Raw genomic sequence first — 11,855 nt, forward strand, 5'->3', positions numbered from 1 at the left:
CTGATATTTTTTCTTGCCTTGCATAATACAAAATACTAATAATCAGTTACTTAACAAAGTAATATTTAAAATAAATAAGTTGTGCAACAGCCACTTGAAACAAAAGTCTCCAAAAATTCAAGAAAGAACGAAGCTTCCACCGCCGAGGGCAAAACACCCGGCCCGCCGTTCTTTCATCCCACCGCGCGGGTATCGTGGTTCATTCCTTATTACTTTTTTATTTTAAACTCTTAAATCCTGCTATAGCTTGAACTAGGGCTATATCTGCAATAGAGTGCTGCTACTAGGATGAAGGAAACAGCTATTCAAAATAATTCAGCGTATTGAATCCACCATCTTTCAGGTACTCATCCTTTTTAGTTAAGTGGAGATCTGATAAAACCATTTCTTTTACAAGAGCCGGAAGGTCGTATTTTGGTTTCCAGCCTAATTTGGTATTGGATTTTGTTGGATCACCAATTAATAAGTCTACTTCTGTTGGTCTGAAATATTTTGGATCAACTTTAACTACAGTAGTTCCCGGTTTTAAGCTTTCTGCTTTCAGCTTTAGGCTTTCCACTTTCACTTCATCAATATCAATGATCACACCTCTTTCATGTTCATCTTTACCACTGAATTCGACTTCGATACCTAATTCTGCAAAACTCATTTTGACGAAATCACGAACTGAAGTAGTTACACCTGTTGCAATAACGAAATCTTCTGCTTTTTCCTGTTGTAAGATCAGCCACATCGCTTCCACATAATCCTTTGCATGTCCCCAATCCCTTTGTGCAGACAAATTACCTAAATACAGACAATTTTGTAAACCCAGAGCGATCTTTGCTGCAGCCATGGTTATTTTGCGGGTAACGAATGTTTCCCCTCTAACCGGACTTTCATGATTGAATAAAATACCATTACAAGCATACAAATTATAAGCCTCACGATAATTGACTGTGATCCAATAAGCATACATTTTAGCCACAGCATAGGGTGAGCGAGGATAAAATGGTGTTTTTTCTGATTGAGGCACTTCCTGTACCAGGCCATACAATTCTGATGTTGAAGCCTGATAGATCCTGGTCTTTTTTTCAAGTCCCAATATACGTATGGCCTCAAGTATCCGTAATGTCCCAAGTCCGTCTGCATTAGCAGTATATTCAGGTGTTTCAAAACTCACCTGCACATGGCTCATTGCAGCTAGATTATAGATCTCATCAGGCTGTGTTTCCTGAATGATCCTGATAAGATTGGTAGAATCAGTCAGATCTCCATAATGAAGTTTTAACCTTAGGTTTTTTTCATGCGGATCCTGATACAAATGGTCTATCCTGTCGGTATTGAGCAGAGAGCTTCTTCTCTTTATCCCATGCACAAAATAGCCCTTATTTAAAAGGAATTCTGTTAAGTACGCTCCATCCTGACCTGTGATACCGGTTATAAGTGCGGTCTTCATTAGAGGAGACATGAGATATGAGATGTGAGATGTGAGATGCTGTACATTTTGATAATTTGTTCTTTAGCCTCGTTCAAATCAAGTAAAATCAGTGCTTAATTCTGTGGATTGTTGATGATATGTATCTTAATAATTGATCTGGATTTAATTCAAAAAACAGAATTTTCGTCTATTGTCTCACATCTAATATCTCACATCTGTATACGGCTCCGCCCCTTCAGTCACATCTTTCGATTTTGACATCCAATATTAATCTATTAAAAACATGGTATTAAGAGGCCTTTAATTTCTCAACAACATTCTTTCTAAGGTCAACTTTAACCTGCAATCCAAGATCCTGTAAATACAAGGTTAAATAATTGCCCTTGCTTTCCAAAACCTCTGCTTCCTTATCCATCAATGCACCAGACTTGATCATTATCCGGTCGTTTGAATTAAAGGTTCCAGCTTCAATACTGGAATGATCGTATTGTATCAACCAGCTTTTTAAAAGCTCCATTTCCTTGTTCCTGATTACCGCTGGTTTACCACAATGCTGTAAAAATCGAACAACTCCGGGAACCGCAAAAACCTTTTCCCTTTCCTTCTCATCCAGATAAACAAAGCAATAGGATCGAAATAAAGGTTCTTCCACCCATTTCCAGCGATCACTCCAAAGCTTTTTCCTCTTTAAAAGCGGACAATATACCTCTATACCTGATAAGCTGAGCTTATCTGAAACCGCTTTCTCACAACGGGATTTGGTGTAGATAACGTACCAGTTCATTCCGGGCTATTAAATATTAACACCAATTCCTTATGATGCCTTTCAACATAAACTTTAGCGTCAGCCTCCTCAAAAACGAGGTAACGTATTTTTCTTTTTAACAGCGGCTCAGTCTTTTCGACCAATGAACTTAAGTAATTACGATCAATGTCATTCCCAATGATCAGCAAATCAATTATATCTGAATCAAGCCCCTGTGCAATTCTGCCTTCGAGATATACCTGCTGTACATTACCTAACCTATCAATAACTCTTTCCAATAATTCCTCTACTCCTACAAACTTCAGGATGATACTATTGAGATCCTTAAACAAAGGATGCCGGATATTCGCCCGGTATAATTTCTTGTTTCCTTCAGATTCAGCCAATAACAAGCCCGCATTTTCAAAACGGTTTAGTTCTTGCCTAATGCCATTAGTACTCTCATTAAACTCAGTCTCAAGGCTGCGTAAATAACCCTGGTTATTGATGTTTAAAAAGAATTTAAGCAAAAGCTTAATTCTGGTTTTAGAAGTGATGAGGCTTTCGAGCATTCTTATTGAGTATAATCAGTACTCATTATCGGAACAAATATATAAAAATTTTATATTGTCAATATTCTAAAACAAGTATTTATACTTAGTTATTAATTAGCTTCAGAAGATACTCCCCATATCCACTTTTCCTCAATGGCTCAGCAACCTGAACCAATTGCTCTGATGAAATAAATTTCATTTGAAATGCAATCTCTTCAATACATCCCACTTTCAAGCCCTGCCTTTCTTCAATAACCTGAACAAACTGCCCTGCCTGCATCAAAGAATTGAAAGTACCTGTATCTAACCAGGCTGTACCACGGCTTAAAACACCTACTTTCAATTTCCCCTGTAACAGATACTCACGGTTTATATCTGTGATCTCATATTCACCTCTGGTGGATGGTGCAATATTTTTGGCAATTTCTACCACAGTATTATTATAAAAATACAATCCCGGAACAGCATAATTTGATTTAGGCTTATCTGGTTTCTCCTCAATTGATAATGCATTAAATTCCTGATCGAATTCAACTACTCCATATCGTTCAGGATCTGATACCTGATAAGCAAATACAACTCCTCCTTCAGGTTGCTGGATCGTCGATAACATGCTTTGTATCGAATCTCCATGAAAAATATTATCACCTAAAACAAGAGCAACATCATCCTTCCCAATAAATTCTTCTCCGATTACAAATGCTTGCGCCAAACCATTTGGGATTTTCTGCTCCGCATAGGAAAACTTACAACCGATACGGGTACCATCGCCCAGTAATTTTTTGAAATTCGGAAGATCATACGGAGTTGAAATAATAAGAATTTCATTGATCCCAGCCAGCATCAACGTAGATAATGGATAATAGATCATGGGTTTATCATAAACCGGCATTAGCTGCTTACTTACTGCAAGCGTGAGTGGATGAAGCCTGGTTCCTGATCCTCCTGCTAAAATAATTCCTTTCATTATCGTGAATTATTAATTTGAGACAAGCACTTCTTTAAACTATCATGCCAGTAAGGTATTTTAATCTGCATAATCAACTCGATTTTTGACTTATTCATTATTGAGTAAGCTGGCCTTTTGGCTTTTGTAATATATTCACTACCAGGTATCGGCAAGACTTTTACAGGAATATCACTGATGTCAAATATAGCTTTTGCAAAATCATACCATGATGCGGTACCTTGATTGCTATAATGATATATTCCAAAAGAAGTATTGGAACTATTAATTATGTGGAAAATACAGTTCGCAAGATCAATTGCATAAGTAGGGGTGCCTAATTGATCAGCAATTACCTTTAGTTGCCCATGCTGTTTACCAAGTTTTAGCATGGTTTTAACAAAATTATTTCCAAACTCAGAGTAAAGCCAACTTGTTCGTAAAATAAAATATCGCTCAGTAATCTTAATAATTGCATTTTCACCTTCCAGCTTTGTGAGTCCATATATATTAACAGGATCCGTCAGATCTGTTTCCTTTAAAGGAAGAGCAGACTTACCTCCAAATACAAAATCTGTAGATATGTGAATCAATATAGAACCATACCTCTTACTAAGCAAAGCAAGATTAGCTGCACCATCCCTGTTAACTTTGCGAGTTTGCTCAATTTCATCCTCTGCCTTATCTACTGCTGTATATGCTGCACAATTTATCACAAAATCCGGATGCTCCTGATAAAATAGTTCGCCCAATAGATTTAAAGACAGAATATCAGAATTAAGTCTGTCGAAAAATAAAATATTGTTCACTTTCTTTTCTTCAGCTATTAATTTTAGACATTGACCCAACTGACCTGAGCTACCGAACACTAGTATTTTACTCATATAAATTTACTGGAATACAGAAAAAGGCGAGTTTTCACGATCCTTTTCAGAAACTAATATATCCTGCTCAGGTATCCCCCATTCAATATTTAGATCCGGATCATTAAACAGGATTCCACTCTCAGCTTGCTTATTATAATAATTATCGCATTTGTAAAAAAACTCAGCGGAACTGCTTAGCACTGCGAATCCGTGGGCAAAACCTCTGGGCACAAATAATTGAAGTTTATTTTCATCGCTTAGAACGACAGAAAAGTGCATCCCAAATGTTTGTGATCCAGGACGAAGATCTATCGCAACATCCAATACCTCTCCTTTGAGTACCCTTACCAGTTTAGCCTGAGCATGATCAGTAGCCTGAAAATGCAATCCCCTGATTGTCCCGTAAGAAGATAATGACTGGTTGTCCTGTACAAAGTTTACCTCAAAACCGGTTAGATTCTTAAATTTTTTTAAATTAAAACTCTCGTAAAAGTACCCTCTTGTATCATTGAAGACAGTGGGTTTAATCAGGACGCAGCCCGGCAATGTTGTTTCAATTAGTTCCATACTTATCTGTTTGAATATTGATCTGCATAATACGACTGATAATTTCCTGTCGTAACATTATTTAACCATTCTTCATTAGATAAATACCAGTCTACGGTCTTTTCAAGGCCCTCTTCAAATTGTAGGCTTGGTTTCCAGCCTAATTCATTTTGAAGTTTAGATGAATCTATGGCGTACCGAAGATCATGACCAGCTCTATCGGTAACGAAAGTTAAGAGCTTTTCTGAAGTGCCGGGTTCTCTTTGCAACTTCTTGTCCATGATTTTGCACAAAAGATAAACCAGGTCGATATTTTTCCATTCATTATGTCCACCAATATTATAGGTTGTACCAGGTGTGGCTTCATGAAAAATAACATCAATTGCTCTTGCATGGTCTTCAACCCAAAGCCAGTCACGCACATTTTCACCTTTACCATAAATAGGAACAGGTTTGTTATTTTTAATATTATTTATAGCTAATGGAATCAGTTTCTCTGGAAAGTGATATGATCCGTAATTATTAGAACAATTAGAGATCACTGTATTTAATCCGTATGTATCTTGATAAGCCCGAACGAAATGATCAGAACTGGCCTTAGATGCAGAATAAGGACTGTGAGGATCATAATTAGTTTCTTCTGTAAACATACCAGCTTCGCCTAATGCCCCATAAACTTCATCAGTAGAAACATGATAGAAGAGTTTATTAGAATAATTACCCACCCAGTAGTTTTTCGCAGCGTTAAGTAAATTAACGGTACCAACAACATTGGTCATCACGAACTCAAGTGGATTTGTAATTGAACGGTCCACATGAGACTCTGCTGCCAGATGGATAACCGCATCAAAATTCTCATTCTCAAAAAGTTTATTAATAAAACCTTCGTCAACAATATCCCCCTTTATGAATTTATAATTTGCCTCATCTTCAATATCAGTAAGGTTTGCCAGATTCCCAGCATAGGTAAGCTTATCAAGATTTATGATCATATAATCAGGGTATTTGTTAATAAAATGTCTGACTACATGCGATCCAATAAAACCCGCACCACCTGTTATTAAAATTTTCTTTATCATTTTCCAGCCTAAAGGGCGAAAATAATAAAACCTTTGATTGAATTCTAATTAAATAATTTGACGTATTAGCTAATAATTTTAATGCGGAAAAATTGATAAAAAAATGCGGAATAATTTACTAAAAAATCCAGTCTAAATTTCATTTGCAGGCTACAACCTTGCATCCACCCATTCTCTATTTAATATAGCCCTGGTATCAAACAATACAGTTTCCGAATTCTTCATTTTGCCGAAATCAATGGAGAGAAATTCCTTGTGCGCAACGGCTAAAATGATTACCTGATAGTTCATTTCATAAATATCATCAATTAGAGTGATCCCATAATGGTTCAATACTTCTTCTTTCCCGGCAAGCGGATCAAATGTATCTACTTCAAGACCGAATTGTACTAATTCATGGATGATATCAATCACTTTTGTATTCCTGATATCCGGACAGTTTTCTTTGAACGTTATTCCCATTACCAGTGCACTTTCGGAATTTAAGTTCACTCAATTATCTTAATAGATTTTGACCCTAACCAGGGAAAGTATAATAGACACATTGCACATTCGATTTATGTAAATTGCAAGCTTGTTCTATGTAATTTGTAAGTTTATGTTATGTAATTTGTAAGTTTGTGCTATGTAATTTGAATTTATTGTAATAATTATTTAAATACCTATTCTTATGAGCTCCTTCATTAAGAGGCAGATTGCTCCGATAATCGAAGCGCAGCGGTCGAAATTTCCTGTATTAGCTCTTACCGGTCCAAGACAGTCTGGCAAAACGACTTTATTACGGGAACTTTTTGCAGATTATCGTTACATTTCTCTTGAAAATCCAGATTTACGGTCGTTTGCAGCAGAAGACCCGATCGCTTTTTTGAACCGGTATGATAACAAGGTTATCTTTGATGAAGTACAGCGCGTACCGGAATTGTTTTCCTACATCCAGGGTAGAGTTGATGAATCTCGTATAATGGGGCAGTACATACTTTCAGGCTCACAAAACTTCCATTTACTAAACAGTATCACACAGACATTGGCCGGAAGGGTAGCACTTTTTAAACTACTTCCTTTTGATTTTGTGGAGCTGAAATCAAATAATATGCTGGAAATGCAGTCCGCTGACCTTGCAGTGAAAGGGTTTTACCCAGCGATCTACGACAGGGGTATCGACCCGGTTATATTTTACGCTAACTATATACAGACCTATATAGAAAAAGATGTAACTGAACTAATGAATATTCGCAACCTGAAATTATTCAGGACATTTTTGGGCCTTTGTGCCGGAAGAGCTGGTCAACTTGTAAATTTCAGCGCCCTTGCCAATGAATGCGACATTTCTCATAGCACTGCAAGGGCATGGCTATCTATACTTGAGAGCAGTTATATCATCTTTTTACTACAGCCATATTACCAGAACTTTAATAAGCGGCTAATCAAAAGTCCGAAGCTTTACTTTTACGATACTGGTCTGCTGAATTTTTTACTGGGACATAAAACCGCCACCGACCTGGAAGAGAGCCGGTTAAAAGGAAATGTATTTGAAAACCTGGTCATGGCAGAATACCATAAGCAGAATCATCATCAATATTTACATGAAGATTATTACTTCTGGCAAGACAGTAACGCCAATGAGGTAGATTTGCTGATGAAAAAGGCTGAGGTGTTCTCTATATTTGAGATCAAGTCTACACAGACTCTTTCTCAAGGCTTATTTAAGCAGATGGATCAGTTTGAGAAATTAGCTACACCAGCAAAGGTGGAAAAAACACTTATCTACGGAGGAGCGGAGGATCAGAAAAGGACGCGCTATGATGTGATAAGCTGGCGTAATATATCAGATAGTATTTAAAAATCAATCTGAAACGAATGTCATGCCGAAACCTGTCCTTTAGCTGGTGAGGGATCTTTGTGAGAAGGGAGAGTCTAGAACCAGGATGATGTAGTGGTAATTAGAAATAAGCAGTATCTCTTCTGATAACAGATAACTGACAACAGACAACAAATATTACTAACCATCTAATCACCTAATTACTAAATAATTATACAATAATACCACCCCCTCCAACGCTAAAAGGCTCTACTCCCCCCGCTCCAATGGAGTCCTTCGGACCAGGTGGACAGCAAATCGGATAAGAAAATTTTGTTTAAGTGTAAATAATTTAATCTTTAAGCACATTTTTCCTGGCCGCCCTTGTCCACCGCTGGCGGGGGAATTAAAGGGGGTGGTTCTGAAATAGTCCTAAAATATGTTTACAAGTTTTGATTTAATCCTGTAAGATGACGAGGTTATACAGGATTTACAATTGCTGCACTTAATCAGCATCCTTAGTACCAACTAATTACTATTAAACTTGATTATACAATAATACCACCCCCTTCCAGCGCTAATGGCTCCACTCCCCCCGCTCCAATGGAGTCCTTCGGACCAGGTGGACAGCAAATCGGATAATAAAATTTTGTTTAAGTGTAAATAATTTAATCTTTAAGCACATTTTTCCTGGCCGCCCAGTGTCCACCGCTGGCGGGGGAATTAAAGGGGGTGGTTCTGAAATAGTCCTAAAATATGTTTACAAGTTTTGATTTAATCCTGTAAGATGACGAGGTTATACAGGATTTACAATTGCTGCACTTAATCCGCATCCTTAGTACCAACTAATTACTATTAAACTTGATTATACAATAATACCACCCCCTTCCAGCGCTAATGGCTCCACTCCCCCCGCTCCAATGGAGTCCTTCGGACCAGGTGGACAGCAAATCGGATAAGAAAATTTTGTTTAAGCGTAGATAATTTAATCTTTAAGCACGATTTTCATAGGCGCCCGTGTCCACCGCTGGGGGGAATTAAAGGGGGTGGTTCTGAAAGTGACACGGGCATAGAGCAAAAAATAAATCTATCTATCCCGAAATCTGCCCTTAAGCAGGTGAGGGAACTTTGTGAGAAGGGAGAGTCTGGAACCAGGATGATGTAGTGGTAATTAGAAATAAGCAGTATCTCTTCTGATAACAGATAACTGACAAAAGATAACAAATATTACTAAGCATCTAATTATTAACCAAAAATTATCAGAGCCTCCCATCCACCCATTCCCTGTTCAGCACCGCCCGGGTATCAAACAGTATCGTATCCGGATTTTTCATTTTGCCGAAATCAATTGCGAGAAATTCCTTATGCGCAACGGCTAAAATGATAACCTGATAGTTTTTTTTGTATATATCATCAATTAGAGTGATCCCATAATGATTTAATACTTCCTCTTTCGCAGCAAGCAGATCAAATGTATCTACTTCAAGGCCGAATTGTACTAATTCATTGATGATATCAATCACCTTTGTATTCCTGATATCCGGACAATTTTCTTTGAAGGTTATTCCCATCACCAATGCTCTGGCACCTATTGGCTGAACGTTTTTACTTACCAAAAGCTTTATACACTTGTTCACTACAAAGCTTGCCATTTGATCATTTACTTCTCTTCCTGAGAGTATGACCCTTGGAACATAGCCCAATTGTTCAGCTTTATAGGATAAGTAATAGGGATCAACTCCAATACAATGCCCCCCAACGAGTCCTGGTTTAAAATTCAGGAAATTCCATTTTGTAGCTGCTGCATCCAGTACATCAGAAGTATCGATCTCCATTTTATCAAATATCAAAGCAAGCTCATTGACAAATGAGATATTAACATCCCGCTGTGCATTTTCTATTGCCTTTGAGGCCTCTGCAACCTTGATGGAGGATGCTTTATAAGTACCTGCACTGATGATGGATGCATATAAATCATCAACCAGATCAGCTGTTGCCTGATTAGAGCCGGATGTAACCTTTATTATATTTTTTAGAGTATGCACCGGGTCGCCCGGACTAATTCTTTCGGGAGAATACCCGCAAAAAAAGTCCTCATTATATCTTAACCCGCTTTCTTTTTCAAGTACCGGTACGCAATCCTCTTCTGTGCAACCGGGGTATACTGTCGACTCATAGATCACGGTATCTCCCTTCTTTAGCACAGCTCCAATTGTTTTTGAGGCTAAGAGTAAAGCTGTCAGGTCGGGCTTTTTTTGTTCATTAACCGGAGTTGGAACAGTGATAATATAGATTTGGCAGGAAGCTAAATCAACTGTCTTATTCGTAATTTTCAATTTTGAGGCACTCAATTCCTGCCGGGAAACCTGCTTTGTTCGATCTGACCCCTCCAGAAGCGATTCAATTCGGCTATCATCCAGATCGTAACCTGTTACCCGGTATTTTTCAGAAAAAGCCAGGGCAAGTGGTAAACCTACATAGCCAAGCCCTATAATTCCAATTTTTAAATCAGGCGATAGTTCTGGCAGCATATTTTCTCATATTGATGGATGCAAATATATCAATAGGATTAGGAAATGGGGGAAGGATATTTTAGTAAGAACCAGGAATCAAGAGCCAGGAGCCAGGATGATGAAGTGCTAATTTGAAATAAGTAGGATTAATTCAGATAACAGAAGAATGGAGCCAGGAATCAAGAGCCAAGAGCCAGGATAAAAGACATTAAGAATTCAATTGGCAATTTTAGCTCAGACAACTGACAACAGATCAAATCTAAAGCGAATCATCCCGAAATCTGCCCTTCAGCAGGTGAGGGACCTTCGTGAAGCTAAACTCAGATTTGACTTTATTGTCATTAAGTTCCCTCAATTTGTTCGGAATGGCTGTAATGGGAATGGCTGCTTGGATAGCGCTTAAGTAAACTAATATTAATGATACAATTTATCGTCCTAAATTAGGTTTACACCAATAGTAAACTTATTTTAGGACAAGACAGAGGTTCCCGCCTTCGCGGGAACCGATAGTTATCGGTTGACAAATCAAAAGAGAGGTAAGGAGATTCCAGCCTCCGCTGGAATCGGATCAGATCACTTTATATTTTTAACAAACCAATTAGCTGCAAGATCATGCCAGTCGGGGTTGTGTTTTTCAATTAAATTATTTTTCCAGGATCGTTGCCAGACCTTTAATTGTTTTTCCCTTGCGATTGCTACGTTCACATCAGTAAATACTTCATACTATACTAGAACATTGCAATTGTATTTACTTGTGAATCCAACAACAAGCTTTTGTTTATGTTCGTATACTCTTCTGCGAATATTATTTGTAAAACCGATGTACAAAACATTTTGATATTTATTAGAAAGCATGTAAACAAAATATTCCCTCATTCCTCAAAATTGTAATCCCGGAAATATTTAAAGAAAAAAAATGAGTAAAAGGTAACATCATTTATTAAACGGTTATGCATTAAGATTCCAGCGGAGGCTGGAATCTCCTCTACCCCCCTTGTCAACCGATAGCTATCGGTTCCAGCGAAAGCTGGAACCCCCATTGCCCTCTAAACAACCCTTGCCATCCGATAGCTATCTGATCCAGCGGAGGCGTGAACCTTCTTATATTTACCTCCAGATTTGTCAAAATATAAAATAGATTCCAGGAAAGCGGAAACCTTTAGATCCTAAACTGAATTATCTTATCCTAAAAGAAATTATACTAATTGAAGTTGATAGTCTCAAAACGATAAATGGCAACAGATTTCTCCATGCAGTATATATATTGTAAACAGAACATTTTGATCCGCATGTTCGTATTCTAGGTTTAACTTATTTCCAAATTTAATTTAAAAAAGATTTTCTTCAGGCTGCTCTCTTATAGTTTTCCACATACATTTCCCCTCTTT

Annotated in this window: 11 protein-coding genes; 1 reads left to right on the forward strand and 10 read right to left on the reverse strand. The window is 37.7% G+C overall.

Annotated elements, in window-relative coordinates:
• Nucleotides 1-301: 301 nt before the first annotated feature.
• The 8 genes from gmd to BLR27_RS17960 form a co-directional block, all read right to left on the reverse strand.
• Nucleotides 302-1,438 (reverse strand): GDP-mannose 4,6-dehydratase, encoded by a 1,137-nt coding sequence (gene gmd / locus BLR27_RS17925; RefSeq protein ID WP_090707212.1) that lies wholly within the window; start codon nt 1,436-1,438, stop codon nt 302-304.
• Between the two features lie 271 nt (nt 1,439-1,709).
• On the reverse strand, nt 1,710-2,204 hold the full coding sequence (locus tag BLR27_RS17930; RefSeq protein ID WP_090707214.1) for a UpxY family transcription antiterminator: 495 nt from the start codon (nt 2,202-2,204) through the stop codon (nt 1,710-1,712).
• Nucleotides 2,201-2,737 carry a transcriptional regulator gene (locus BLR27_RS17935; protein ID WP_090707215.1) on the reverse strand — a complete coding sequence of 179 codons (537 nt, stop codon included), beginning with the start codon at nt 2,735-2,737 and terminating at the stop codon, nt 2,201-2,203. The genes BLR27_RS17930 and BLR27_RS17935 overlap by 4 nt, the downstream gene beginning before the upstream one ends.
• A gap of 85 nt (nt 2,738-2,822) precedes the next feature.
• Entirely contained in the window at nt 2,823-3,686 is an 864-nt protein-coding gene (rfbA, locus tag BLR27_RS17940; RefSeq protein ID WP_090707217.1) for a glucose-1-phosphate thymidylyltransferase RfbA, read from the reverse strand.
• Nucleotides 3,686-4,549, reverse strand: coding sequence for a dTDP-4-dehydrorhamnose reductase (rfbD, locus tag BLR27_RS17945; RefSeq protein ID WP_090707219.1), 864 nt, complete (start codon nt 4,547-4,549; stop codon nt 3,686-3,688). The genes rfbA and rfbD overlap by 1 nt, the downstream gene beginning before the upstream one ends.
• A gap of 6 nt (nt 4,550-4,555) precedes the next feature.
• Entirely contained in the window at nt 4,556-5,098 is a 543-nt protein-coding gene (rfbC, locus tag BLR27_RS17950) for a dTDP-4-dehydrorhamnose 3,5-epimerase (protein WP_090707221.1), read from the reverse strand.
• A gap of 2 nt (nt 5,099-5,100) precedes the next feature.
• Nucleotides 5,101-6,153: a dTDP-glucose 4,6-dehydratase gene (gene rfbB / locus BLR27_RS17955; RefSeq protein ID WP_090707227.1), complete on the reverse strand. Its 1,053-nt coding sequence runs from the start codon at nt 6,151-6,153 to the stop codon at nt 5,101-5,103.
• A gap of 153 nt (nt 6,154-6,306) precedes the next feature.
• On the reverse strand, nt 6,307-6,648 hold the full coding sequence (locus BLR27_RS17960) for a UDP binding domain-containing protein (protein WP_221406376.1): 342 nt from the start codon (nt 6,646-6,648) through the stop codon (nt 6,307-6,309).
• Between the two features lie 178 nt (nt 6,649-6,826).
• On the opposite strand from BLR27_RS17960, the gene BLR27_RS17965 reads away from it, so the two are divergent.
• On the forward strand, nt 6,827-7,996 hold the full coding sequence (locus BLR27_RS17965) for an ATP-binding protein (protein WP_090707224.1): 1,170 nt from the start codon (nt 6,827-6,829) through the stop codon (nt 7,994-7,996).
• Nucleotides 7,997-9,213: 1,217 nt separating this feature from the next.
• Here the strand turns inward: BLR27_RS17965 and BLR27_RS17970 are convergent.
• Both BLR27_RS17970 and BLR27_RS18920 read right to left on the reverse strand, forming a co-directional pair.
• Nucleotides 9,214-10,485, reverse strand: a complete 1,272-nt coding sequence (locus BLR27_RS17970) for a nucleotide sugar dehydrogenase (RefSeq protein WP_090707225.1) — start codon at nt 10,483-10,485, stop codon at nt 9,214-9,216.
• Between the two features lie 705 nt (nt 10,486-11,190).
• The gene (locus BLR27_RS18920) at nt 11,191-11,343 is read right to left on the reverse strand and encodes a GIY-YIG nuclease family protein (protein ID WP_407641214.1); all 153 of its coding nucleotides are present in this window, start codon (nt 11,341-11,343) and stop codon (nt 11,191-11,193) included.
• Between the last annotated feature and the right edge of the window lie 512 nt (nt 11,344-11,855).

The organism is Daejeonella rubra, from assembly GCF_900103545.1.
GTDB lineage: Bacteria > Bacteroidota > Bacteroidia > Sphingobacteriales > Sphingobacteriaceae > Daejeonella > Daejeonella rubra.

Bases quoted from the DNA above. Each gene is read 5' to 3' on its own strand.
- gmd (WP_090707212.1), bottom strand. From the start codon at position 1,438: ATGAAGACCGCACTTATAACCGGTATCACAGGTCAGGATGGAGCGTAC.
- BLR27_RS17930 (WP_090707214.1), bottom strand. From the start codon at position 2,204: ATGAACTGGTACGTTATCTACACCAAATCCCGTTGTGAGAAAGCGGTT.
- BLR27_RS17935 (WP_090707215.1), bottom strand. From the start codon at position 2,737: ATGCTCGAAAGCCTCATCACTTCTAAAACCAGAATTAAGCTTTTGCTT.
- rfbA (WP_090707217.1), bottom strand. From the start codon at position 3,686: ATGAAAGGAATTATTTTAGCAGGAGGATCAGGAACCAGGCTTCATCCA.
- rfbD (WP_090707219.1), bottom strand. From the start codon at position 4,549: ATGAGTAAAATACTAGTGTTCGGTAGCTCAGGTCAGTTGGGTCAATGT.
- rfbC (WP_090707221.1), bottom strand. From the start codon at position 5,098: ATGGAACTAATTGAAACAACATTGCCGGGCTGCGTCCTGATTAAACCC.
- BLR27_RS17965 (WP_090707224.1), top strand. From the start codon at position 6,827: ATGAGCTCCTTCATTAAGAGGCAGATTGCTCCGATAATCGAAGCGCAG.
- BLR27_RS17970 (WP_090707225.1), bottom strand. From the start codon at position 10,485: ATGCTGCCAGAACTATCGCCTGATTTAAAAATTGGAATTATAGGGCTT.
- BLR27_RS18920 (WP_407641214.1), bottom strand. From the start codon at position 11,343: ATGAGGGAATATTTTGTTTACATGCTTTCTAATAAATATCAAAATGTT.